Here is a 25,863-nt window from a genome sequence, read left to right as displayed (position 1 = left end):
ACCATGTCATCGACCATCGCTGTCACGAAACGTAGATCATGCCGCAGCTACCGCACCGTCCATCTGAGACACGCCCTAACTCGATCGCGTGTGCGCCAGGAGGTCTTGTGCCACCCGCAAGAGCGTCAAAGCCGGCGCACTTATCGCAGCCTCAGCGATCATCCGCGTGAAATCAGCGGTGATCACCGATCCCGTCGAATCGGTGGGCACTCGCACCTCAACATCCGGGACGCGGAAACTGTCGTCCAGATTCGAGGTGATGGTGTCCACGTCGCGGTAGACGTCGTCGGAGCGCTCGGCCTGCACTCGAACTCGGCGGATCAGCCCTTGCAGGGTCACGGCGTTCAACGCGAAGCGGCCCAGCGGTTCTGCCAGGTCATCCCATCGCGCGGCCGGCGACTCCTTGCGCCCAGACAGCTTCCGCCGGTCGCTGGTTAGATGGATGATCCAGGCTCCTTCAGCGAGGGCCAGCATGCGCCCGTGGATCCGCCACCCGGCGCTCGTCCTCTCGGCACCCTCCTCAAGCGAGTCAACATTTAGCCCGGCGCTGGATCTTGCGGCGAACCAGTTCCCCAGGTTGGGGACGACAAGTCGGGTCAGGTCGAGGTCGGTAAGACGCTCCGCCATGTCCTCGAGCCGCTTAAGGGAGATCATCGAACCCACGTAGCCCCAAAAGCGGGGGTCGCCGGTCACATCGCTGCGGGAGAGCAGGTAGGGCAGTACGACCATGAGTTCGGCCTCCGACAGGATGCCGCCAACGACCCGCCCTCAACGGGCGGGCGAGGATCGCAACACGGCGTGCTGGAGTACGTACGCGCGGAAAGCGGCGCCGGGCTGCGCCCGCCTTCAACGGCGGGCGAGGATCGCAACGCGTCGCCGGGGCCGCGCACGGTCGGCCGGTTCGTGGTGCTGCGCCCGCCCTCGACGGCGGGCGAGGATCTCAACGAGCACGACGGCACCCTGTGGGCGCTGTACCGGGGTGGCTGCGCCCGTCCTCGACGGCGGGCGAGGATCGCAACCAACGGGCAACGGCCAGGCCGGCGGTGTCGGCCAACGCTGCGCCCGCCCTTGACGGCGGGCGAGGATCGCAACTACGGCCACGACGACATGCGGCGGGCGTGGGGCGGCATTGACGGCGGGTGGGGATCGCAACTCGTATCGGCGGTCGGTGACGGCGCCGTCGCCCGCGACGCTGCGCCCGCCCTCAACGGCGGGCTGTCGGCTCCGCCTGGAAATTTCAGCCGGCGTTGACACGGGCGAGGATCGCAACCACGCCGACGGCGGCGCTGCGTTCGGTGCCCTGACCAGCTGCGCCTGCCCTCGACGTCGGGTGAGGATCGCAACATCGTCTGGGCAGCCTGGGCAGCCTGGGCAGCCTGGGCAGCCTGGGCAGCCTGGGCAGCCAGGGCAGCCAGGGCAGCCAGGGCCGACCAGGGCGACCAGGGCGACCATGTCGACGGGTTGCTGCGCCCGCCCGCGGCGGCGGGCGAGGATCGCAACGACGCGGTGATGGAGCGGATGACGGGTGCGGCCACGAGGCTACGCCCGCACTTGACGGTGGGCGAGGACCGTAACCACGGGGCGTCAATGCTCGGTGAAGGGCAATTGTCCCCCGCTGCGTCCGCCCTCGCCGGCGCGCGAGGACCGCAACCACCTCAAGGACCCCGCGGATGGAGCACGTGGGACGGGGCTGCGTCCGCCTCGACGGCGACCGGACGTCTCCGATGAAGGCGGCGGCGTGGTACCTGCCATCTGGGGGTTGCCCCCGGGAAGCGTCGAGGAGCTGGCATCCTCTCGGCGGCTCACACGGTTACGATCAGCGACCTGATGCATCCACGGTGTGGCACCAAGCCATTTCAGGCCGCCTGTTCCCTAACCGGGGCAGACGCAGCCGGCCGTCACGAGATTGGGGATCGCACGTGTCTGACATGAGGCCTCTTTGGGCGCATAGCCCCGCTTCTGGTGGTGGCCCGTGGCATGCGCTTTCGGATCATCTTCGGAGCACTGCCGAGCTCGCACGGCTGTTTACTGCACCTTTCGGCGGAGGTGATGTGGCCTACTGGCTGGGCGCGCTCCACGACGTGGGCAAGGCAGCCTGTGCGTGGCAGGACAAGCTCGCTGCTGTCGCGGCCACCGGCGCTCCCGTCGGTATCGACCATAAGGCGCTCGGAACGTCGGTGGCGAACGAACGTGGACTGGGCGGGTTCGCCAACGCGATCTTCGGTCACCATGGCGGATTGATCGATACACCTCGCCTACTTCCTACGATGCGGCGCAAGTTGGCTGATGCACCAGCGAACGTCACCTCCGCGCAGGCGGAACTAGCCAGGCTGCTGCCGGACCTGCCGGAGAAGCTCGGCCATTTTGTACCCGATCGGTGGCGTTCCGATCCGTTGGTGGGAGAGATGGCGCTGCGGTTGTGCTACAGCGCTGTGGTCGACGCAGACAGCCTGGATACCAGCGCCCACTTTCAAGGCTTGGCTGAACCTCGGGTTCGCCCCGCTGCGGACTTCGAGCACCTCTACAAGTTGTTCGAGCAGCGTCGGCGTACCAATCTGTCTGGCCGGGCGGCTACGGCGATCGGGGGGCTGCGGGAGCAGGTCTACGCGGACTGTCTCGCGGCGGCGGACCGGGATCGCGGCGTGTTCCGTCTCGGTGCGCCGACGGGGGCCGGCAAGACGTTGGCGAGCGGCGGGTTCGCGCTGCGGCACGCGGCCAAGCACGGCCTGCGTCGGGTGATTGTGGCAGTTCCTTTCCTGACGATCACTGAGCAAAACGCCGCTGTGTACCGTCAGATGCTCGATGGGGACGACGCCGAGCTGATGGTCCTTGAGCACCACAGTCAGGCCGACTTCGACGACCTGAGCGCTGGCCGATGGGCGCGGTTGGCCGCGGAGAACTGGGATGCTCCCTTCGTCGTTACCACGTTCGTCCGACTCTTCGAGTCGCTGTACGCGCGCAAGCCGTCGGCGATGCGCCGGGTGCACCGGCTGGCCAACTCGGTAATCGTGCTGGACGAGGTGCAGGCGCTGCCGTACCCGATGCTGGCGCCGATTCTCGATGGGCTGCGGCTGCTCGTGCAGCACTTCGGCGCGACGGTGCTGCTGTCGTCGGCGACGCAGCCGAGCTTCTGGGCCTTGAAGGAGTTTCAGGGCGTTCCGTGCGTCGACCTGGTGCATGACACTCCGAAGCTGGTCAGCGACCTACGACGGGTGCGGTATGAGTGGCAGCTTGACCCGAAGCCGACGCTGGCTGATATCGCCGGTGAAGCCGCGACGCAACCGGCAGCGCTGGTCGTGGTCAACACAACCGCGGACGCGAAGACGGTGTTCGAGCAGTGGCGTGACGCTGAACCGAGCGGCGTGGTCTGGCACCTGTCCACCCGCATGTGCCCGGCCCACCGGCGGCGAGTGCTTGAGGCAGTACGGCTGCGACTCTCTCGGGGCGAGCGGGTCTTGCTCGTAGCCACGCAGTTGATCGAGGCGGGCGTGGACGTCGACTTCCCCGTGGTCTTTCGCGCGATGGCGCCGGCCGACTCGATCCTTCAGGCGGCCGGGCGTGCGAACCGTGAAGGGCGGATGCCCGATGGTGGCCGGGTCGTGGTGTTCGCGCCGGCGGACGGCGGGCAACCGCCCACGTACGCGACCTTGGTGGGCTGCACGCAGCGCCATTTCGGGCCTGGTAACGAAGGGGCCGAACCGGATGACTCTGATGTGCTGGGACGCTACTACGAAGACGTGTACGCCACGCTGAATCTCGCCGACGCCCAGCACGTTGGCCAACTCATTCAACAGGCCCGTCGGCGATGGGAGTTCGAGACTGTGACGGACGGGCCGATGAATGCCAGCACCGGCCAGCGTGAGCAGAAGTTGGCCTTCCGCATGATCAGCGACGAGGGCATTAGCGTCGTGACTCCGCAGGGCGCCAAGACGCTGAAACTGCGCCAAGATCTGGAGCGACTGATCGAGGAACTCCGCCGGGCACCCATCCCAGACCTGGCAAGCCTGCGCTGCCTGCAGCCCTACACGACGAGCCTTCATCCCAGCGTCCTTCGACGCCCTGGGGTGATGGACTCGCTACGGCCGATCATCGGCAGCGGTTCGGCGCGGCAAGGCATGCTCGTCGAGTGGACTGGCGGGTACGGCGGCGCCACGGGCATCGACCTCGACCCAGGGCCGGAGCAGTTCGTCATCTGAAAGGTGGGCGGATGGGTCCGGGTAAGCGCGAGAGCATGGCGCTTACCCGGAGCCCAACTTTCACTTGATGAGCTTGTTGATGCCTCCTGCCGCGATGATGCCGGCAAGTACCCCGGCGGCAACGCCCTGTGCTGCACCGACGATGATGCCCACGGCTGCGCTGAGACCAATGATGACGACCCAGCGGACGGGAAGCAGTTCGGCTTCCTGTGGCCCATGGTCCTGGGTGTGTGGCCTGCGGTCGGGGTTTTGCTCTACTGTCATCCAGTTCCTCTCGGCCTCAACTCAGGGGTAGGGGATCAGGCGGTCCGCTGTTGGCGCAGCGGACCGTCGTTGTCTCCAACGACGGATGCGCCCGGCTCCGCGGGCGACCCGCGTCGAGCCCGACTGTTGTATATCGAGAATGGACGGTTGGTCAAGCCCTCAGGTGCTGAGCCGGACTCCGCCCGGCTCAGCACCTGAGGAAGTCAGCTACACTGCCCTCGCACCTCGTGTCGGGGTGCCGGCAGCGTCGCGTGGCGCTGAGGATCGCAATCTCAGGTGCTGGCCGGGAGGCGTTCGTAGCGTTCGGCATGGATCGGATCATCCGATCCATGCCGGACAGCTTCGCTGGATTGCTGAGTCGGGTAGTTGATCAAATGGTTGTTTTGTCGTACCGATCGTGGATCCTCACACGCGTTGTGCGAGGGGTCCGCAGGGCTCGTGGTTCGGTGATTCCTCGTTCAGGTGTTCGGTTCGCTTCGCGAGCCTGAGGCAGGGGAGTTTGTGGGTGACGACGGACGTGGTCAACGGGCTGACTCTTAGGCGGAGTGCGGAGGGCGACCGGCCTATCGCGGTGCAGGTCAGTGGTGAGGCGGCGCTGTTCTCCCGGCCTGAGTTGAAGGTGGAGCGGGTCAGCTATCCGGTGATGACGCCTTCAGCCGCGGTGGGGGTTCTGGAGTCGATCTTTTGGAAGCCGGAGATGCGGTACCAGATCGTCGCGATTGAGGTGCTCAAGCCGGTCAAGCAGTTCACGGTGCGGCGGAACGAGACTTCCGACGTGGCGCCGCTTGCCGAAGCGATCAAGGGGTCGCGTCGGGTGGACGCCGCTGCTCACCGGGACCAGCGCAACGCGGTGTGCCTTCGCGACGTGGCGTACCGGATCCACGCTCACATCGAGTTGGCGCCGCATGCTGACAAGCCGGTTGCGGCGTATCGGGATCAGCTGCGGCGTCGGGTGCGTAAGGGGGCGTGTTTTCAGCAGCCGTATCTCGGTACCCGGGAGTTCAGCGCGGACTTCGGCTGGCCGGATGACACGGCGCGGGCGGACGTGAACGAGGAGATCGGCATCATGCTGCTTTCCGTTCACCGGGACGGGACGACTGGGCAGCCTCGGATGGAGTGGTTCGCGGCGCGGGTTGTCGCCGGTGTTCTTTCCGTGCCCGAGCGGGGGATCGAGCTGGCGCTGCCGGTGCAGGGCCAGGTGGTCTAGTGCTGCTGCAACGCCTCGTCGAACATGCGGACACCACTACGGATGTCATCCCGGCGTTCTACGCCCGCAAGCCTGTGCGATGGATGCTGGACATCGACAGCGACGGCGTGCCCCGCGGTGACCTGGTGAACACGGCCGACAAGGACGACCCGAATCGGCGGTTCGGTGCGCCCCGCCTGGTGCCGGCGGTGACCCGCACGGTCGGCATCTCACCGACCCTCGCGGTCGACAACGGCGAGTACGTCTTCGGCTGGCTGGCGGAGGACGCCAAGCCGGCCCGTGTCGCGAAGCAGCATGAGGCATTTCAGGCGCTGATCAAAGACTGGGCGGCGGCCGAGCCGGATGGCCCGGCAGGGGCGATCGACGCCTTCTACCGGAACGGGCATGCCGCAGCGCTTGCGCGTCCGGCTGACTGGGGCAGGGGAGACCTCATCGGTTTCTCCGTCCACGGCGTCTACGCCGCTGACACTCCCGAGGCGCGGAGGTTCTGGGCCGCGGTGGCGGGCGACCGGAAGGGCTCCGGCCGTACCGGGCTGTGTCTGGTCTGTGGGCAGGTGCAGCCCTTGCTGAAGACCGTCCCGCAACAAATCCCCCGGCGATGGCTGCCCGGCGCTACGCAAAACGCCTCCCTGGTCAGCATGAACGAAGCAGTGCACGGCTACGAGCTGCAGAAGTTTCTCACCAACACCCCGATCTGCACTGACTGTGGACTGAAGTTCATGACCGCCCTGACCGGTCTGCTCTCCGACCCGAAGCACAGCACTGCCCTGGCCGGACAGAACGCACGCCTTGCCTGGTGGGTTGTAGGTGGCTCGACCTTCGACCCGTGGGCGATGGTCGAGCAGTTGGACCCCACTCACCTCCAGGCTCTGGTCGCGAGCCCGGCCGCCGGTGTGCGAACGTTCGTCGAGGATGCGTCCAGGTACTGTTCGGTGACCGTCGGCGGCAACGTCGCCCGGGTGGTCGTGCGGGACTGGGTGGAGCAGCCGGTCCGTCAGGTCAAGGACAACGTGCGCGCCTGGTTCGACGACCACCGCATCGTCGACGCGTGGACTGGCGAGGTTGTCCAGATCAAGGTCTCCCAGTTGGCTCGGGCAGCCGGGCGGTTCGAAGCCGGACGCAACGGTGGCCCCGGCACGTGGACCAAGTTCGGCGCCTCCGGCGAACATCGGCCCCCGGACCTGTTCCACCGGCTACTCGGTGCCGCGCTACTCAAACGGCCCCTGCCGCCGAAGCTTCTCAACCATGTCATCAACCGCATCCGCATCGACGGTCGGCTCGATCCCGCACGTGCCGCGCTGATCCGGCTCGCGCTACGCCGCCACCCGACCCTGCCCACGCACGACCGAGAAAGGTTGACGCCGACCTTGAACGTGGACAACCCGACGCGCGCCTACGTGTCCGGCCGCATCTTCGCCGTGATGGACGACCTGCAACGGACCGTGTCCCGGGTCGCCGAGCAGAAGCTGAACACCACATTCGCCGAACGCTACTTCGGCCGGGCCATCGACAATCCCCAGGTCGTCATCGTCGCCGGTCGCCGCAACGTGCAGGCCTGGCTCAAACGCCTCCGCGGACCGCTGCGTCGACCGACGTGGTCGCAGGCGTACGAACGGCGGCTCGACGACCTGTTCGCCCAGCTCGACGCCATCCCGAGCCAGGCGGTCCTGACCGACAAGGCCTACTTCATCCTCGGCTACCACCAGCAGCGGGCCGACATGCGCGCCGAACGAATCGCGGCATCCGCGAACAAGAAGAACACTGACCTGCCCCCAGAGCCCGTCGACGTGGCATCGCCCACCAACCTGGAAGGAAACGACGCATGAGCGCCGCGCACCTGGACCCGAACCGACGCCACGACGCCGTCCTGCTGTTCGACGTCAGCGACGGCAACCCCAACGGGGACCCGGACGCCGGCAACCAACCGCGCACCGACGACGAGACGGGCCAGGGCCTCGTCACCGACGTGGCGATCAAGCGCAAGATCCGAGACACCGTGTCACTGATGCGGGGTGACGACCCGCGCTACGGCATTTTCGTCGAAGCTGGCTTCGCTCTGAACACGCGGATCGAGGAGGCCCTGAAGGCCAATCCCGGCAAAGCCGACCAGGCGCAACAGTGGATGTGTGAGCACTACTTCGACATCCGGATGTTCGGCGGCGTCCTCAGCACTGGCAAGGGAGGCGGCGCCGGCCAGGTTCGCGGCCCGCTCCAACTCACCTTCGCCCGCAGCATCGACCCGATCTTGCCCACTGACCACACCATCACCCGCGTTACCCAGACCCGCCAGGAAGACATCAACAAGGGGGAGAGCACAGAGATCGGCTCGAAGTGGACTGTCCCATACGGTCTGTACCGGGCTCACGCGTTCTACTCCGCCCCCCGCGCCGCGAAGACCGGCGTGACCAGCGACGACCTCGCCGCGCTCTGGCAGGCGATCACGGTCATGTTCGACCATGACCGGGCCGCCACGCGGGGCGAGATGAAACTGTGCGGGCTCTACGTCTTCAGCCACCCCGACGCCTTCGGCGTCGCCCCCTCCGCCGCCCTCACCCAGCGCATCACTCTCAAGCGCACGAACGACGACAAAGCGCCCCGCACCCACACCGACTACACCCGCAACATCAACGATGCGGAACTGCCGGACGGAGTCGAGTTGACCAAGCTCGTCGACCTCTGGCTGTGAATCACACCGACCTCCAGGACAGCGGTGCCACCCTCCGGGAGGTGCCGCTGTCCGCGCTCGAACACTACGACTACTGCCACCGTCAGACCGCCCTGATCCATGTGGAAGGTGTCTGGTCGGAAAGCGCCGACATCGTCCGCGGCGACCTCAGCCACCGCAACGCCGACCTACCCGGCCTGCACCGCCGAGCAGGCCGGACAATTGTGCAGGCGTTGCCCGTCGCCAGCGAGGTGCATGGACTGCGTGGCATCTGTGACGTGGTCGAGTTCATCCAGCCGCAGCCACAAGACGAAGGCCCCCGCCGGGCGACCCCGGTGGAGTACAAGGTCGGACGCTACCAACCCGGCGGCCCGGCCGAGCTGCAACTGGGTGGCCAGGCTCTCTGCTTGATCGAGGCCGGATTCGACGTGCCCGTCGGCTACATCTACTCGGTCGTCGAACGTCGTCGACACCCTGTCACCATCAGCACTGACCTGCTCGACCGAGTCGTCCAGGCAGCACACGAGATCCGGGCGCTGCTCGCCGCGCCCCGCCTTCCGGCAGCCCGCAACGATCGACGCTGCCGTAAGTGTTCACTACGTGACGACTGTCTACCCGAAATCACCGACGGACGCAGCCGCCCGAGCAACCTGTTCACTCCTCGACCTCTGGGACAGTGGCGTGACTGAGCTACTCAACACCCTCTACGTGCAGACACCTGGCACAAGCCTGCACCTCGACGGCGACACCATCCGCGTCTATCACCCCGAACAGACCGGCCGGCGGATACTACCCCTGTCCCGCCTCGACAACCTTGTCCTCTTCGGCGGTGTGACCATCACCGACGACCTGCTGCTGCGCTGCGCCGACGACCGCAGACCGGTCAGCTGGCTGACCGCCAACGGCCGGTTCCGCGCCCGCGTCACGGGCCCCACCAACGGCAATCCACTCTTACGGCGAGCACAACATCAGGCCGCGGAGACAACCACGCGACGCCACGACTTGGCCGTCACCATGGTCGCCGGAAAGATCCATAACTGCCGGCAAGTGCTCCTCCGGACCGCCCGCGACACCTCCGGACATCGGCAGACCGCACTTCGCGCCAGCGCCGAACTCATAGCACAACGCCTCGACCTACTGGCATCCACCACCACCATCGACGAGGTGCTGGGCGTCGAAGGCATCGCGGCACGTGACTACTTCGCTGCCCTGCCCTACCTCCTCAGCGGCAAGGAGTGGCAGCCCACAGGCCGGAACCGGCGCCCACCCACCGACCCCGTCAACTGCCTCCTCTCCTTCCTCTACGGCATGCTCCGAGTAGCCGTACACGGCGCCCTCGAACAGGTCGGGCTCGACCCATACATCGGATTCCTGCACGGCGTGCGCCCTGGCAAACCGGCGCTAGCACTCGATCTGATGGAGGAATTCCGGCCTCTGCTCGCCGATCGTCTCGCGTTGACTCTCCTCAACCGCAAGGAGCTGAACCGTAGCGACTTCGAAGAACTGCCCAACGGCGCCTACCGGCTGACCGACAACGGCCGCAAGGCTGTGCTCAACGCCTGGCAAACCAGCCGACGACGGGCCTGGCCCCATGCACAACTTCAACGCGAAGTACAAGCGGCAATCCTGCCGCTTGTACAGGCACGACTGCTCGCCCGACACCTGCGCGGCGACATCGAGAAATACCGCCCCTGGACGGTCAACTGAGATGGACCTGCTCATCACCTACGACGTCGAGACCGCCACACAAGCCGGCCAGCGACGCCTCCGAAAGGTCGCAAAGATCTGCGAAGCGTACGGCCACCGCGTCCAAAAATCCGTCTTCGAGGTCGTATGCCGCGACACCGACAAGATCAGACTAGTCGACGCGCTCGCCCGAGCCATCGACCCGACCCTCGACAGCGTCCGCATCTACCGACTACCCGCACAGGCACTGGACGACGTCGAACACCTCGGCCGAGCACGGCAGGTGGATCCCCGGGGCCCCTTAGTGATCTAGGAACCTCCAGTACCCGCGCTCAGCGCAGGGGATTCCGAAGCGCTGAACTCCTCAAATCATGACTAAACTGGCGCAAGATCGCTTCGGAGCTGTCGTCCGTTCCGCATTTCGGCTTTTCAAGAGCCCCTGCGCCCGCCCCCAGCGGCGGGCGAGGATCGCAACAGGAGGTAACCCAGGAGGGGCACGACCAGGAGCGGGACCCTGCGCCCGCCCCCAGCGGCGGGCGAGGATCGCAACGAGGACCACCCGGCGGTGGTCGACGCCCGGGCCCGGCTCCTGCGCCCGCCCCCAGCGGCGGGCGAGGATCGCAACACTACGGCCTGGTAGGCGTACCGGTATTCGCTGATGCGGCCTGCGCCCGCCCCCAGCGGCGGGCGAGGATCGCAACATCGACTACGTGGTCGATAACGGCCCGATGCTGATGGGCCTGCGCCCGCCCCCAGCGGCGGGCGAGGATCGCAACTACTGGACCGTCTCGGGCATGGTCTCGGACGTGGAACCTGCGCCCGCCCCCAGCGGCGGGCGAGGATCGCAACCGCGACGGCGTTCGGCATAGCGAGCAGGAGGTCATCCTCCTGCGCCCGCCCCCAGCGGCGGGCGAGGATCGCAACATCCAGTCCGCCGCCGGTCGCGCGGCGACCTTCATGGACCTGCGCCCGCCCCCAGCGGCGGGCGAGGATCGCAACCGGGTGCGGCCAGGCTCGCTGAACGCGGCGACCGATGACCTGCGCCCGCCCCCAGCGGCGGGCGAGGATCGCAACCCATCGGCCGGTGTCGGGCCGGGTGTATCCGACCGTCCACCCTGCGCCCGCCCCCAGCGGCGGGCGAGGATCGCAACCGCGGACGGCTTCCCCCACCACGCGCGCGCGAGCATCCCTGCGCCCGCCCCCAGCGGCGGGCGAGGATCGCAACCTCCGGCGCCTGCGACACGGCCTGGTCGAGCTTCGCCACCTGCGCCCGCCCCCAGCGGCGGGCGAGGATCGCAACGGCGTTGCACACCTTCGGGCATGCCCGGGTGGCGTCGGCCTGCGCCCGCCCCCAGCGGCGGGCGAGGATCGCAACAACTCCTCGTTCATCAGGGACGGTGGATGAACGGAGGCGCCTGCGCCCGCCCCCAGCGGCGGGCGAGGATCGCAACCCCCCCGCCGGAGGACTGGGCCGGCTACCTGCGACGCCTGCGCCCGCCCCCAGCGGCGGGCGAGGATCGCAACGACAGCCGCACCGTCACCTGCAGCCCTTCCGGGTGCGCCTGCGCCCGCCCCCAGCGGCGGGCGAGGATCGCAACGCAGACGCGACACCTCCGCCGCCACATGCCTGCCCGCGCCTGCGCCCGCCCCCAGCGGCGGGCGAGGATCGCAACATCTCCGCTGAGATCACCAACGACACGGGCGGGGCCAGGTCCTGCGCCCGCCCCCAGCGGCGGGCGAGGATCGCAACACCACCTGGCTGACCGACATCGCCCCGTACGGTGCCAAGCCTGCGCCCGCCCCCAGCGGCGGGCGAGGATCGCAACACCGTCTCCCACGTCGCGTACCGGCCCACCCCCGCTGCCTGCGCCCGCCCCCAGCGGCGGGCGAGGATCGCAACGCCGGCGCCGTCGGCGACACCATCACCATCCGCAAGCCTGCGCCCGCCCCCAGCGGCGGGCGAGGATCGCAACATCGCCTGGACCCGCCAGCCGTGACCCGCCCTGCATCCTGCGCCCGCCCCCAGCGGCGGGCGAGGATCGCAACTCCACCTGCACGCGGATCGTGTGCTCCACGTCCGAACCTGCGCCCGCCCCCAGCGGCGGGCGAGGATCGCAACGACCCGGGTCGGCGTACCCGACGACCGTCCTGCGCCCGCCCCCAGCGGCGGGCGAGGATCGCAACACCGCATTTCACGGGCGGCGCATGCGCGCGACGCGGGTCCTGCGCCCGCCCCCAGCGGCGGGCGAGGATCGCAACGCGCACAAGGCGTACCAACGGGAGGTCCAGCGCGCCGACCCTGCGCCCGCCCCCAGCGGCGGGCGAGGATCGCAACGGGTTAGACGACGCCGAGTGGTACCGGTGGGCAGACGTCCTGCGCCCGCCCCCAGCGGCGGGCGAGGATCGCAACCTCGAACTCGGCAACCAGGTCGCCCCGCAGGCAGATGCCTGCGCCCGCCCCCAGCGGCGGGCGAGGATCGCAACCCCGGCGCCGGCCAGTCCCTCGCCAGCCACTGGCACACCCCCTGCGCCCGCCCCCAGCGGCGGGCGAGGATCGCAACCCGAGGCAGCTGGTGCCGAACTCGCCGGGGATCTGGACCCTGCGCCCGCCCCCAGCGGCGGGCGAGGATCGCAACGCCAGCCTCGTCACCGACCTCGTCCGGGCGCTCGGCGACCTGCGCCCGCCCCCAGCGGCGGGCGAGGATCGCAACCGAGGTCAGGGCGGCCGGTCGGTGACCGGCCCGCACGGCCTGCGCCCGCCCCCAGCGGCGGGCGAGGATCGCAACAGGTGCTCGGCGATTCGACGGGCAACGACGGCGACGCCTGCGCCCGCCCCCAGCGGCGGGCGAGGATCGCAACATGCCCCCGGAGAACTACGTCACGACCAGCGTCACCTCCTGCGCCCGCCCCCAGCGGCGGGCGAGGATCGCAACCCGATCAGCGTCTCGGAGGTGGCGATGGTCTCCAGCGCCCTGCGCCCGCCCCCAGCGGCGGGCGAGGATCGCAACACCGCCGAGCGCGCCGATCAGGTCCCGCCGTGCGATCCCTGCGCCCGCCCCCAGCGGCGGGCGAGGATCGCAACCACCTGGAGGTCCAGGGCGGAGGCGAACCGGCGCACCGCCCTGCGCCCGCCCCCAGCGGCGGGCGAGGATCGCAACCTGCGCCTGTCCCGGAACGGCCGGACGCTCGCGGCGAACCTGCGCCCGCCCCCAGCGGCGGGCGAGGATCGCAACGGCGCGATCGTCAGCACGACGCCGACGACCACGCACGCCCTGCGCCCGCCCCCAGCGGCGGGCGAGGATCGCAACTTCGACCCCTGCGGGCCGGGCCGCCCGTAGACGCGCAGCCCTCCGCCCGCCCCCAGCGGCGGGCGAGGATCGCAACGGCTCCATGGTCGTCCAGTCGCTGGAAGAGCAGGTCGCCCTGCGCCCGCCCCCAGCGGCGGGCGAGGATCGCAACCTCCACAACGACACGACGCTGCACCTGCACCCCGCCAGCCTGCGCCCGCCCCCAGCGGCGGGCGAGGATCGCAACGGTCTCGGCATCCCGGGCTTCGCGATCCGCTACAACGACCTGCGCCCGCCCCCAGCGGCGGGCGAGGATCGCAACACCTACGAGATCGACGGGTCCGCTCGGCCGACGATCAAGGCCTGCGCCCGCCCCCAGCGGCGGGCGAGGATCGCAACGAGCGCAGGGCGTGCGCCTGGATGCCCTTGCGGGCGGCCCCTGCGCCCGCCCCCAGCGGCGGGCGAGGATCGCAACGGAGACCCGTTCACGCAACCCGCTGAGTGGGTTAGTCTCCCTGCGCCCGCCCCCAGCGGCGGGCGAGGATCGCAACGAGATGCGCCAGGCCGGCTGGATCGACGTGGACCTCAGCGACCTGCGCCCGCCCCCAGCGGCGGGCGAGGATCGCAACGCCGCCAGGCTCCTTGCGGAGCAGTGGCAGGCGCGGTGACCCTGCGCCCGCCCCCAGCGGCGGGCGAGGATCGCAACAAGGGCTGACAGGAGCGCCAGCACCATGACGAAGACCACCTGCGCCCGCCCCCAGCGGCGGGCGAGGATCGCAACAGGGTGTCCGGGCGGGCGGCTCGTACAACGGCCTGTCCGGCCCTGCGCCCGCCCCCAGCGGCGGGCGAGGATCGCAACAGGGTGTCCGGGCGGGCGGCTCGTACAACGGCCTGTCCGGCCCTGCGCCCGCCCCCAGCGGCGGGCGAGGATCGCAACCTGCGCCGCCAGCACCAGACGCTCAAGTACACCGACCCTGCGCCCGCCCCCAGCGGCGGGCGAGGATCGCAACTCCGGGCTGGGCTTCCTCGTCTACCTGATCGACTCGGCCTGCGCCCGCCCCCAGCGGCGGGCGAGGATCGCAACTACGGCTCAGCGGGCATCGGGGGTGCCTCCGGTGACCGCCTGCGCCCGCCCCCAGCGGCGGGCGAGGATCGCAACACCACGAGGTGCCACCGGTGACCGCGCGGAAGAAGAACCTGCGCCCGCCCCCAGCGGCGGGCGAGGATCGCAACCCCTGGTTGATGTCGGCGGCGACACTGGCCGGATGACCAACCTGCGCCCGCCCCCAGGGGCGGGCGAGGATCGCAACGCCGCGCAGCAGCTGATGGCGCTCGCCCCGGCGGCCCGGCCCCTGCGCCCGCCCCCAGCGGCGGGCGAGGATCGCAACCCGGGACGTGGACCGGGCGCTGCTCTGCGCCGTCTACGACCTGCGCCCGCCCCCAGCGGCGGGCGAGGATCGCAACTCCTGCTCGGTCAGCCCCTCGATCACCTCGCGGGCCGGCCCTGCGCCCGCCCCCAGCGGCGGGCGAGGATCGCAACGGCTACGGCGTCGGAGGACCCCTCGCGGTGCTGCCGTTCCTGCGCCCGCCCCCAGCGGCGGGCGAGGATCGCAACCGGCCGCCGCTGTCGCAGGTGGTGTTGGGGCAGATGGCCTGCGCCCGCCCCCAGCGGCGGGCGAGGATCGCAACGATGGCGCGCCGGTCCGGATGGTGAAGGTCTGCGTCTCCTGCGCCCGCCCCCAGCGGCGGGCGAGGATCGCAACTACTGCGCGGCCGAGGGCGACCACTGCTGCGAGCCGTGCCTGCGCCCGCCCCCGCCGGCGGCCGGGGCGCCTGCGCCCGCCCCCAGCGGCGGGCGAGGATCGCAACGCCGGCTGGCCCAGCCCGGTCGTCGGCACCTCGCCCCCTGCGCCCGCCCCCAGCGGCGGGCGAGGATCGCAACGCCCACCGCGGCGCGACGTGCACCCGCCAGTGGGACCCTGCGCCCGCCCCCAGCGGCGGGCGAGGATCGCAACAGTTGAATGCGGCGGCCAGGGCCGCGATCTCCGCCCCCTGCGCCCGCCCCCAGCGGCGGGCGAGGATCGCAACACGTTCCGCCCGGACTGCGAGCTCGCCGGCCGGTACGCCCTGCGCCCGCCCCCAGCGGCGGGCGAGGATCGCAACACGTACGCCACCGTCGCCGCCTCAGCAGCTCCACCCGCCTGCGCCCGCCCCCAGCGGCGGGCGAGGATCGCAACTTGACACACGAGGACGAACACCCGTTCGAAAGGCCGACCCTGCGCCCGCCCCCAGCGGCGGGCGAGGATCGCAACACCGGCTCCCAGCCGGTCACCACGCGCGTCGCGTCCGACCTGCGCCCGCCCCCAGCGGCGGGCGAGGATCGCAACATGTAGCGGGTGCCGAACTCGAGGGCCAGGCAGTACGGCCTGCGCCCGCCCCCAGCGGCGGGCGAGGATCGCAACTCGCACAGCACCACCCCCGCCCCCGGCGCGGCCGTCAGCCCTGCGCCCGCCCCCAGCGGCGGGCGAGGATCGCAACCCCGGCGGCCCGGACCGGCCGGACTCCGAGGGCCGCCCTGCGCCCGCCCCCAGCGGCGGGCGAGGATCGCAACACAGTGGTCGGCCCGCCGACCGTCATGCGCGCCGCCCCCCTGCGCCCGCCCCCAGCGGCGGGCGAGGATCGCAACGGGGTCATCGCCTGCCGCCGGCGCACGCCGAGCCACAGCCCTGCGCCCGCCCCCAGCGGCGGGCGAGGATCGCAACGCGTAGGCGACGATCGCCGTGACGCCGTTGACGGTGTCCTGCGCCCGCCCCCAGCGGCGGGCGAGGATCGCAACACAGTGGTCGGCCCGCCGACCGTCATGCGCGCCGCCCCCCTGCGCCCGCCCCCAGCGGCGGGCGAGGATCGCAACGCCGCGCTCATGCTCGCCGTGAGGATCCCGGCCACCTCCTGCGCCCGCCCCCAGCGGCGGGCGAGGATCGCAACTTCACGGCGTACTTGTAGACCTGCTCGTCCTGGGTGCGCCCTGCGCCCGCCCCCAGCGGCGGGCGAGGATCGCAACTCCCGGGAGGCGACGCCGGAGGAGCAGAAGCGCATCGACCCTGCGCCCGCCCCCAGCGGCGGGCGAGGATCGCAACACCTTGTTGGTGAGCACGGCGACGAAGTCGGTCAGCTCGGCGCCTGCGCCCGCCCCCAGCGGCGGGCGAGGATCGCAACTTGTGTCCCATGGCGCGAAACTATCCGTCAGTTGGTTCCTGCGCCCGCCCCCAGCGGCGGGCGAGGACCGCAACCGCTGGGCGTACCTGACGATGACCTCCGGGGTGTCCGCCTGCGCCCGCCCCCAGCGGCGGGCGAGGATCGCAACGCGGACGTGAGCCCGGCCGCGCCCACCTCGTGCACGACCTGCGCCCGCCCCCAGCGGCGGGCGAGGATCGCAACGGGTAGATCAGCCGCTCGGTGGTGAGCACCAGATCGTCCTGCGCCCGCCCCCAGCGGCGGGCGAGGATCGCAACTCACCAGCGAACCCGCCACCGACCCCAAGGGGAGCTGATGCCTGCGCCCGCCCCCAGCGGCGGGCGAGGATCGCAACCTGATCGCGAGCCCGGCCATTCGCTCGATCTTCCGCAAGCCTGCGCCCGCCCCCAGCGGCGGGCGAGGATCGCAACCGCGACCACACCCACATGCCCGTGTCCCCCAGGGCGCGCCTGCGCCCGCCCCCAGCGGCGGGCGAGGATCGCAACCGTACGCCTCGAGCAGGAAGGCCAGCACCGCGCGGGTGAGGCCTGCGCCCGCCCCCAGCGGCGGGCGAGGATCGCAACGCCAGCGGTGAGCAGCTGTACGCGCACACGTGCAGCAGCCCTGCGCCCGCCCCCAGCGGCGGGCGAGGATCGCAACGCCGAAGTCCACCGTTACCAGGCGATCATCGTGGAGAACCTGCGCCCGCCCCCAGCGGCGGGCGAGGATCGCAACGGGGTGCCGCAGTCCCGAGACCGGTACTACTGCGTTTTCCCTGCGCCCGCCCCCAGCGGCGGGCGAGGATCGCAACGTCGGGGTGAACATGCCGCCAGCACACGAACCCGTCGACCTGCGCCCGCCCCCAGCGGCGGGCGAGGATCGCAACAACTCGCGGAACAGGACACCGCCCGGTCCAACGATGGCCTGCGCCCGCCCCCAGCGGCGGGCGAGGATCGCAACGAGAAGTGCGTCAGGCGACCGGCGGTGTCGGTGGTGACCTGCGCCCGCCCCCAGCGGCGGGCGAGGATCGCAACGTTCGCTGCTGCACGGAGCACTGCGGCGGCCATTCCCTGCGCCCGCCCCCAGCGGCGGGCGAGGATCGCAACCTGGAGGTCGCGCACTCCATGGGCGTGTCCGCAGGCACCCCTGCGCCCGCCCCCAGCGGCGGGCGAGGATCGCAACGGGTGCGTCGCGAGGATCTCCGTGACCCGGGTGCCTGCCTGCGCCCGCCCCCAGCGGCGGGCGAGGATCGCAACAACGAGGTGTCGAGCGGTCAGTTCACCGTGCCGGCCTACCCCCTGCGCCCGCCCCCAGCGGCGGGCGAGGATCGCAACCTCCAGCGCATCGAGCAGCGCGTCGACGAGGTGGAGGCCTGCGCCCGCCCCCAGCGGCGGGCGAGGATCGCAACGACAGGTCGACGCCGGCCTCCGCCCGCTCCTGCCGGCTCCTGCGCCCGCCCCCAGCGGCGGGCGAGGATCGCAACATCAGCTGCACGCCGGTGAGCTGCCCGTCGCTCTTGGCCCCTGCGCCCGCCCCCAGCGGCGGGCGAGGATCGCAACCAGACGCCGTCGTCGGGGTTGGATGACACGGTGGTGCCCTGCGCCCGCCCCCAGCGGCGGGCGAGGATCGCAACACCCAGTCGTCGGGGAGTGTGCGGGCCAGTTCCCGGCCTGCGCCCGCCCCCAGCGGCGGGCGAGGATCGCAACTGCTGCCTGCCCGATCTGCCAGTCGCGCGGGTCGTCCGCCCTGCGCCCGCCCCCAGCGGCGGGCGAGGATCGCAACTTCGGGTCTCCGTCGTAGTGGATGCGCGGGTGCTCACCTGCGCCCGCCCCCAGCGGCGGGCGAGGATCGCAACGCGTTGATCGCAAGCGGAGAGTACGAGATCCGGTACACCCTGCGCCCGCCCCCAGCGGCGGGCGAGGATCGCAACCTCTACGTGTACCGGACGCGCCGGCACCTCGGGTGGGGCCCTGCGCCCGCCCCCAGCGGCGGGCGAGGATCGCAACGACAGGTGTACCAGGCCGGTGGTCAAGGCGACGGCGGCGCCTGCGCCCGCCCCCAGCGGCGGGCGAGGATCGCAACTGATCGTCCCCACCGCCCCCGGCCGACCGGCCGGGGGCCCTGCGCCCGCCCCCAGCGGCGGGCGAGGATCGCAACGGCGGCTGCTGGGGGACCACGTACACCGGCTGCGGTCCCTGCGCCCGCCCCCAGCGGCGGGCGAGGATCGCAACAACTTCCTCCCAGCCGGTGAAGCACCTAAGCACAGCACCCTGCGCCCGCCCCCAGCGGCGGGCGAGGATCGCAACACCGCGAGCAGCGCCGGCATCCCCACCTCCCGGGACCCCTGCGCCCGCCCCCAGCGGCGGGCGAGGATCGCAACGTGTCCGGCGACATGGCCACTCTGGGGCGGCTGGTCGCCCTGCGCCCGCCCCAGCGGCGGGCGAGGATCGCAACCGCAGACCCTCGGCGCGACGCAGGTCCGCAACCCGGGCCTGCGCCCGCCCCCAGCGGCGGGCGAGGATCGCAACGGGTCTGCTGGTGGTGCGGGTTGGTCACCAACACCCGGCCCTGCGCCCGCCCCCAGCGGCGGGCGAGGAGCGCAACCCCGTATCCCTCCGATGTGCCGCCCGTCCAGAGCCAGCCTGCGCCCGCCCCCAGCGGCGGGCGAGGATCGCAACCACAGTTCACGAGCAAGGCGCTCGCCGTCAGTCGGGGACCTGCGCCCGCCCCCAGCGGCGGGCGAGGATCGCAACAACATCTGGGGCGGTGTCGGCCTGGCCATCGCCGGCGCCTGCGCCCGCCCCCAGCGGCGGGCGAGGATCGCAACCTCGGCATCCCGATCGACGGGGAGATCAACCGCCGGAGCCTGCGCCCGCCCCCAGCGGCGGGCGAGGATCGCAACGGCGTGGTCGAGAACGCCTTCGTGCGCGTCATCGACGAGCCTGCGCCCGCCCCCAGCGGCGGGCGAGGATCGCAACGCTGAGTACGACGTCGCGGGCGGCGCGATCACCGCCGTCCTGCGCCCGCCCCCAGCGGCGGGCGAGGATCGCAACGGCATGTACGTCGTCGACGCGACCTCGCGCAGCCCGGCCCTGCGCCCGCCCCCAGCGGCGGGCGAGGATCGCAACTGCGTGCCGGACAGCCTCGACGTCGGCCGCGACGACGCCTGCGCCCGCCCCCAGCGGCGGGCGAGGATCGCAACGACGGTGACCGTCTGGTCGAGACCCACGACGACCCCGACCTGCGCCCGCCCCCAGCGGCGGGCGAGGATCGCAACATCCGCTCCTCTCCCACCTGGAAGATCAGGTCTCGGGTCCTGCGCCCGCCCCCAGCGGCGGGCGAGGATCGCAACACGGCCGTTGACCATGGGACGGAAGCCGAGCCGCGCGACCTGCGCCCGCCCCCAGCGGCGGGCGAGGATCGCAACCCCGTCGTCGGCCGGTCGGGCGTGCGGACCTGGTTCCTGCGCCCGCCCCCAGCGGCGGGCGAGGATCGCAACCCCGTCGTCGGCCGGTCGGGCGTGCGGACCTGGTTCCTGCGCCCGCCCCCAGCGGCGGGCGAGGATCGCAACCCCGTCGTCGGCCGGTCGGGCGTGCGGACCTGGTTCCTGCGCCCGCCCCCAGCGGCGGGCGAGGATCGCAACTGGTCGGTGGTGCCGCGACCCTGCAACGGGATCTGCTGCCTGCGCCCGCCCCCAGCGGCGGGCGAGGATCGCAACTGCGAGGCGAGCTGCCGCAGCCCGCGGGCGTTCAGCGCCCTGCGCCCGCCCCCAGCGGCGGGCGAGGATCGCAACCTGTCTAGGTGCCTGACTATGTGCATCGCTCTCCGGTGCCTACGCCCGCCCCCAGCGGCGGGCGAGGATCGCAACTATCCGTGCTCGGTCCGGTCATCGGCGCGCTGGTCGGCCCTGCGCCCGCCCCCAGCGGCGGGCGAGGATCGCAACGCTGGGCCGGGGTGCGGGAACCGGTCGCCGCCTTGAGCCCTGCGCCCGCCCCCAGCGGCGGGGAAGGATCGCAACGATTGCGGCACGCTCACGCTGGTCGAGGATGGCGACCTGCCTGCGCCCGCCCCCAGCGGCGGGCGAGGATCGCAACGCCGCTGGCAGAACGGGATGCGCTTCTCACGGAACTGCTCCCTGCGCCCGCCCCAGCGGCGGGCGAGGATCGCAACAAGGGGATCGCCGCCGTGATCACCACCGTGTGGAACCTGCGCCCGCCCCCAGCGGCGGACGAGGATCGCAACCAGTACGTCCCGGACCGGCTGTCCGACGCCTCCGTGGCCTGCGCCCGCCCTCAGCGGCGGGCGAGGATCGCAACTCCAGGATCGCGCCCGCGATCTCGGCCGGCGCGTACCCGAGCCTGCGCCCGCCCCCAGCGGCGGGCGAGGATCGCAACGCCGTCTCCGACGTGTCGTACCGGCCCACCCCGACCGGCCTGCGCCCGCCCCCAGCGGCGGGCGAGGATCGCAACTCCTTGGCGTCGCTGGGGGCCTTCCCGGCGGGCGCCGGGGGCTGCGCCCGCCCCAGCGGCGGGTGAGGATCGCAACTTCCGGGAGGCCGCCCCGCCGCCGCCCGACCCGGGCACGCTGCGCCCGCCCCCAGCGGCGGGCGAGGATCGCAACGTGGAGGTGGGCGTACGGGTCGGGTTCGATGGTGAACGCGCTGCGCCCGCCCCCAGCGGCGGGCGAGGATCGCAACAGCGACGGGCGGATCGAGCTGCGGGCCGCGCCGGTGGTGGCTGCGCCCGCCCCCAGCGGCGGGCGAGGATCGCAACCCCACCAGGCTCGGGGGCACTCTCTCCGATGTGCAACGGAGCTGCGCCCGCCCCCAGCGGCGGGCGAGGATCGCAACAACGGCTACCTCGCCGAGCACCGCACCCGGGGCCGCCGGGCTGCGCCCGCCCCCAGCGGCGGGCGAGGATCGCAACCACGTCGACTCGCTCTCCATCGGCGGCGGCTGGGCTGCGCCCGCACCCAGCGGCGGGCGAGGATCGCAACAGGAAGTGCGCCAGGACCGCGCGGGCGATCTGCTCGTCGCCTCGCCCGCTCCCAGCGGCGGGCGAGGATCGCAACGCCATGTCGGCGGCGTTGCCGTCCTCCACCGCCGCTGGCTGCGCCCGCCCCCGGGGAGGCGGGCGAGGATCGCAACGACGGCCACCCGATGCGCGACGAGATCTGGCTCCGCCGCTGCGCCCGCCCCCGGCGGCGGGCGAGGATCGCAACACGCGGACCGGGCCGGTCACGAGGAGGGCCGTCGAGAGGCTGCGTCCGCCCCCGGCGGCGGGCGAGGATCGCAACAGTGGCTACGGCACCCCGGCATCACCCGCCGCGCCCGCGCTGCGCCCGCCCCCCGGCGGCGGGGCGAGGATCGCAACCACGTGTACCGGCGCGAGTCCGACACCGACCGCCGGCCTCACCCAGCCCTGGAGCTCAGGCCCGGTCGAAGGCCATGTCATCCGCATCAAGACGATCAAGCGACAGATGTATGGCCGCGCGAACCTTGACCTCCTCCGCAAGCCCGATCCATGGGCTGATAGCTCTTTGCCTCGACGAACATCCGGATCGGCAGGGGGAGAACGGCGGTGTGAAAGGGAACTCGCCCAGCACGTCGGCTTGGTGGTGAGCGCCTCGTCCGCGCCCGGATGGGGTGCCTGGTGGGGCTGCGGACGTCGCGGCATGGTCGACGGTGCCCCCGTTTACCCCCCGAAAACCCCTGCCAAGGCTCGACTACCAGTGACGGGCGTTGGTGAGTCGGTGATGGCGTCTGTGCAGCTCAATGGTGCATATTGACGATCAATGACAAGTTCGGGGTCGTGACGTTCGGTAACCGTGTGTTGCAGGGTTCGAATCTCTTGAGGGTCATCGGGGCGGGTTTCCGGATTCCTGCGCCAGGCTCGCCGAACCGGTCTCGAGCCTGCGGGCGCAGTTTCTGCTGGCGTAAAAGTACCGTGGCGCTCCGACCCCCTCTGGGGCGATCGAACGAACGCGAGCTGAGATCCTGCACCTGCCCGTCTTCTACGGCTCCTGATCGGCTGGCCCCGCCATGCCAACCTGGCTGGAGTCGGCTGCCCGAGCGCGGGCGCGCGCTCGCCCTGCCGAACCGTCGTCAAGGACGCTCTCCGCTGCTGGTGTTGTTTTGGTGTGGGGCGATGGTATCGATCACCCCTCGGACACCAGTACGAACGACACAGGCTTTGGGCCGCTGACCTGGCAGAACTCAGGTTAGCGGCCTTGATCGTTTCTCGGGCTGTTTGCCGCCAGGGGATCACCACGGGATCACGGGCCCTGAACCGTGCCGTCCGCCGCAGCGGCCGGCGCGATCTTGTGTCCGGCGAGCGATCCGGTTACGGTCCCACCGTTACGCATATAGGTGCGCCGGCGGTGGATGGTTGAGCCCAAGCCGAAGACGAAGCAGGGCTACCGGGAGGTGCCGCTGACCGCCGCGGTGGCGCGGATGGTCGCTGAGCGGTGCGCGGCCGCCAGCCGCGAGCCGGGCCGGCAATTCGTGTTCGTGGCGCCGCGCGGCAACCACTGGCGGTACGAGGACTTCTACGAGGGACGGTGGGTGAAGATCCGCGACCTGGCCCGTGAGAAGGGCCTGCCGCGCCGGATGACGATGCACGGGCTGCGGCACTCGCTGCTGACGCTGCTGGCCACGGAGGGCGTGGACCTTGCGGCGCTGCGGACGATGGCCGGGCACGAGCGTGACCACGACGATGAACGTTTACGTGCACGCGACCCGCCGGCACCACGAACCGGTGCGGGAGATCGTCGGAGGCTTCCTCGGCGTCGACGAACTGACGGCCGCCGGGCGGTTAGGCCAGGGTCTGGCCGTCACAACCCGAGGCTGATCCGTCGCCTGCTGCCGGGCACGGCATGGACAGTGCCCGGCAGCGACGCTCGTTCGGCTGCTGAACTGGCGCTCAGGGCGAAAGCGGCGCGAAGGTGTCGGGATCGATTCCAGCAGCCCGTCCCTACCGAACATTGGCCCACTCGATTGGCGTATCGGCTTATATGGGTTCCATGGAGGTCACCAAGGACGGACGAAGCTGGCGGATCGGTACGGCTGGCGACGTCGCCTGGATTGCTGGTAAAACCACGGAAGGTATCTCGATCACCACGGCGATACCGCCGGTGTTCGACGCCTACGCCACCTTCTACCCACCCGACGGCGTGAGTGTCCAAGCCCATGAACGCGCTGTGATCGACGTACTCACCCAGCACACCCCTGACCAGCCCTGGTGGCTGGGCTATCTCGACACGGGCGCCCACGACATCGTCTTCCCCCTCGCTCCGAAGGTGTCCCTCTACTGGAACTGGCCCTACGTGCTGGTCGAAGCAGGACCCGAACAAGCCCTCGCCTGGCGGACCGGTCACATGCGCGGCGAAGGACCATTGCCCGATCTGTTCTTCCCTGCGGATCACTCCTGGCTCGTCTCCGCCCTCTGGGACGACTTATGGACCGACATCGGCGGCACGGCCGCCCTGATCACCGCCCTGCACCGCAATCCGCTGGTCAACGCTCGCAGGGTCGGGACCGACGAAGACGCCCTTCCGCCAGGACTCACGCGCGACTAGTCACACGCGCTCCACAGACTGGTGCAGCAGCTGTGACCTCGCTCGCTCCGGCACGCAGCAGGGGCAGCGGCGTTGGGGAGCGGTGCCTATCCTCTCGGCCATGGGAGCTCTCAAGCCGTGGCACCTGTTGGTCCTGACGCTCTTCTGTCTCTTGCCAACTGCTGCGGCGATTGTTGGCGGGGTCTGGGCAGTCCGCCGATCTCGTAACCGTCGCTGAGCCACTTCTGCCACTGACAGTCAAGGCTGCCGGGCCACCCCACGGGCCACAAGCGGGTGCCACCAGGGCCAAGTCAGGCCGTCCAGGACCAAACCGACCAGCGGCTACCCTTGCAGAACAAGGGACTACCAGCCCTCCCGGACGGGGCCAAGGTCGTTCCGGTAGGCGCTCCACCTTGTCCCCGTCGGGGGAGGCTGGACGGTCTGGCGACTGCCCGACGAGGAGATTCGCTTTACCCGGTACGGTTGTTGACCATGCAGCGGTTGGCGCTCTTCGATCTCGACAACACGCTCGTGGACCGTTCGGAGGCATTCCGGCGCTGGGCGCGGCGCCGGCTATGGGCAGCGCAGCGAGGAGCGGGTGAACTCCCGTAACGGCTATCGGGTGCGGGAGTGGGACACGCGGGCCGGGACGATCGATCTGGCGATTCCGAAGCTGAGGCAGGGTTCGTACTTCCCGGACTGGCTGCTGACCCACCGGCGGCGGGCAGAGCAGGCCCTGGTGTCGGTGGTGGCCACGTCCTATCTGCTCGGAGTGTCGACCCGGCGGGTGGAGAAGCTGGTCGAGCAGCTCGGGATCCGGCAGCTGTCCAAGTCGCTGGTCTCGGAAATGGCCGCCCACCTGGACGCCCAGGTCGAGGCGTTCCGCAACCGGCCCCTCGACGCTGGGCACTACACCTTCGTCTGGATGGACGCGCTGACGATGAAGGTCCGTGAGCACGGCCGCACTGTCAACGTCCACGCCCTGATCGCCGTCGGGGTCAACGCCGACGGCCAACGCGAGGTCCTCGGCCTCGACGTCGCCTCCGACGAAGACGGCGCCGGATGGCTGGCGTTCCTGCGGTCGCTGACCGCCCGCGGCCTGTCCGGCGTCCGCCTGGTCATCTCCGACGCCCACGCCGGCCTGGTGCAGGCCATCGGCGCTGCACTGCCAGGAGCCTCATGGCAGCGGTGCAGGACCCACTACCTGCGGAATCTGCTGACCAAGGTGCCGAAGTCGGCGCAGCCGTGGATCGCGACCCTGGTGCGGACGATCTTCGACCAGCCCGACGCTGACGCTGTTCGGGCGCAGTTCGACCGGGTCGTGACCGCGATCGAAGCCAAGTTCCCCGCCGCGGCCGAGCACCTCGACACCGCCCGCGACGACCTCCTGGCCTTCACCGGCTTCCCCCGCGAGATCTGGCACCAGATCTGGTCAAACAATCCGCAGGAACGGCTGAACAAGGAAATCCGCCGCCGCAGCGACGTCGTCGGGATCTTCCCCAACCGGCCCGCGATCATCCGCCTCGGCGGCGCCGTCCTGGCCGAACAAACCGACGAGTGGACCGAAGGCCGCCGCTACATGGGCTTGGAACTCCTCGCCAAAGCCCGCATGGTCACGATCGAGACCGGCAAACACGACACCGAGCAGCCCGACCCCACCCCGATCGCCGCATAACATCAGACCGGATCCCGCGATGGCCGTCTCCTACACCACCAGCGTCAGTGTCAGTCTTGTATCCGCCCGGCGGATTCGCTCCACCACCAGCTGCC

11 protein-coding genes, 1 pseudogene and 2 CRISPR repeat arrays are annotated in these 25,863 nt (G+C 70.9%); of the genes and pseudogenes, 10 read left to right on the top strand and 2 right to left on the bottom strand.

Going from position 1 to position 25,863, the window contains the following annotated elements:
• Nucleotides 1-75 precede the first annotated feature (75 nt).
• Nucleotides 76-729: a hypothetical protein gene (locus B0E53_RS36785; protein ID WP_146167527.1), complete on the bottom strand. Its 654-nt coding sequence runs from the start codon at nt 727-729 to the stop codon at nt 76-78.
• A gap of 27 nt (nt 730-756) precedes the next feature.
• A CRISPR array of direct repeats spans nt 757-1,153; the repeat unit is 37 nt; unit sequence GCTGCGCCCGCCCTCGACGGCGGGCGAGGATCTCAAC.
• A 517-nt stretch (nt 1,154-1,670) separates the two neighbouring features.
• On the opposite strand from B0E53_RS36785, the gene cas3 reads away from it, so the two are divergent.
• Entirely contained in the window at nt 1,671-4,196 is a 2,526-nt protein-coding gene (cas3, locus tag B0E53_RS00485; RefSeq protein WP_348639636.1) for a CRISPR-associated helicase Cas3', read from the top strand.
• A gap of 60 nt (nt 4,197-4,256) precedes the next feature.
• Here cas3 and B0E53_RS36775 read toward each other — a convergent pair whose 3' ends face one another.
• On the bottom strand, nt 4,257-4,460 hold the full coding sequence (locus B0E53_RS36775) for a hypothetical protein (RefSeq protein WP_146167525.1): 204 nt from the start codon (nt 4,458-4,460) through the stop codon (nt 4,257-4,259).
• 517 nt (nt 4,461-4,977) lie between these two features.
• On the opposite strand from B0E53_RS36775, the gene cas5c reads away from it, so the two are divergent.
• The 9 genes and pseudogenes from cas5c to B0E53_RS00435 all read left to right on the top strand — a co-directional run bounded on the left by cas5c (nt 4,978) and on the right by B0E53_RS00435 (nt 25,768).
• Complete coding sequence (gene cas5c, locus B0E53_RS00480) at nt 4,978-5,667, top strand: type I-C CRISPR-associated protein Cas5c (RefSeq protein WP_107074092.1); 690 nt, start codon at nt 4,978-4,980, stop codon at nt 5,665-5,667.
• Nucleotides 5,667-7,493, top strand: a complete 1,827-nt coding sequence (gene cas8c, locus B0E53_RS00475) for a type I-C CRISPR-associated protein Cas8c/Csd1 (protein ID WP_107074083.1) — start codon at nt 5,667-5,669, stop codon at nt 7,491-7,493. The genes cas5c and cas8c overlap by 1 nt, the downstream gene beginning before the upstream one ends.
• A complete protein-coding gene (cas7c, locus tag B0E53_RS00470) occupies nt 7,490-8,353 on the top strand; it encodes a type I-C CRISPR-associated protein Cas7/Csd2 (RefSeq protein ID WP_107074082.1) in 864 nt (287 codons plus the stop codon). The genes cas8c and cas7c overlap by 4 nt, the downstream gene beginning before the upstream one ends.
• Nucleotides 8,350-9,021 carry a CRISPR-associated protein Cas4 gene (gene cas4, locus B0E53_RS00465; RefSeq protein ID WP_107074081.1) on the top strand — a complete coding sequence of 224 codons (672 nt, stop codon included), beginning with the start codon at nt 8,350-8,352 and terminating at the stop codon, nt 9,019-9,021. The genes cas7c and cas4 overlap by 4 nt, the downstream gene beginning before the upstream one ends.
• The gene (cas1c, locus tag B0E53_RS00460) at nt 9,014-10,039 is read left to right on the top strand and encodes a type I-C CRISPR-associated endonuclease Cas1c (protein ID WP_107074080.1); all 1,026 of its coding nucleotides are present in this window, start codon (nt 9,014-9,016) and stop codon (nt 10,037-10,039) included. Before cas4 ends, cas1c begins: the two co-directional genes overlap by 8 nt.
• A 1-nt stretch (nt 10,040) precedes the next feature.
• Nucleotides 10,041-10,331, top strand: coding sequence for a CRISPR-associated endonuclease Cas2 (cas2, locus tag B0E53_RS00455; RefSeq protein ID WP_107074079.1), 291 nt, complete (start codon nt 10,041-10,043; stop codon nt 10,329-10,331).
• A 125-nt stretch (nt 10,332-10,456) separates the two neighbouring features.
• Nucleotides 10,457-21,911: a CRISPR direct-repeat array (repeat unit 37 nt; unit sequence CCTGCGCCCGCCCCCAGCGGCGGGCGAGGATCGCAAC).
• Nucleotides 21,912-23,240: 1,329 nt separating this feature from the next.
• Nucleotides 23,241-23,387 (top strand): hypothetical protein, encoded by a 147-nt coding sequence (locus tag B0E53_RS38360; protein ID WP_210405837.1) that lies wholly within the window; start codon nt 23,241-23,243, stop codon nt 23,385-23,387.
• A gap of 172 nt (nt 23,388-23,559) precedes the next feature.
• Nucleotides 23,560-24,114 (top strand): hypothetical protein, encoded by a 555-nt coding sequence (locus B0E53_RS38355; protein ID WP_210405833.1) that lies wholly within the window; start codon nt 23,560-23,562, stop codon nt 24,112-24,114.
• A gap of 462 nt (nt 24,115-24,576) precedes the next feature.
• Nucleotides 24,577-25,768, top strand: a pseudogene (locus tag B0E53_RS00435) (IS256 family transposase).
• Nucleotides 25,769-25,863: the final 95 nt, after the last annotated feature.

It is taken from the genome of Micromonospora sp. MH33, assembly GCF_003013775.1.
In the GTDB taxonomy this organism is placed as follows: Bacteria; Actinomycetota; Actinomycetes; order Mycobacteriales; family Micromonosporaceae; genus Micromonospora; species Micromonospora fulviviridis.
The sequence above is the reverse complement of the archived record's forward strand: the minus strand, read 5'-3'. Positions and strand labels throughout refer to the sequence as shown.